Source organism: Cobetia sp. LC6, from assembly GCF_030264805.1.
GTDB lineage: Bacteria > Pseudomonadota > Gammaproteobacteria > Pseudomonadales > Halomonadaceae > Cobetia.
Genome location: NZ_JASSPL010000054.1, coordinates 1 through 238 on the forward strand (window position 1 = coordinate 1; position 238 = coordinate 238).

Consider the following 238-nt stretch of genomic DNA (forward strand, 5'->3'; position numbering starts at 1 on the left):
CCACAACGGCGAAGTCGTTGATACGGTCGTGGCAGATGCCAATGGCAGCTGGAGCTATACCCCGAGCACTGATCTCACCGATGGCGACCACGTCTTCAGCGTCACCGCGACTGACGAAGCCGGCAATGTGAGCGCGCCGTCTGGCGAGTTCACGCTGACAGTCGATACCACTGCGCCGGATGCACCGGTTCTGTCCGAGACCGATGGCGAGACGGCCAATGGCAGCACCGTCAACGGC

At 62.6% G+C, this 238-nt stretch carries 1 protein-coding gene; it reads left to right on the forward strand.

Going from position 1 to position 238, the window contains the following annotated elements:
* Positions 1–238: Ig-like domain-containing protein (locus QQF40_RS17085; RefSeq protein ID WP_285462044.1), on the forward strand; the 238-nt coding region annotated here is incomplete at both ends.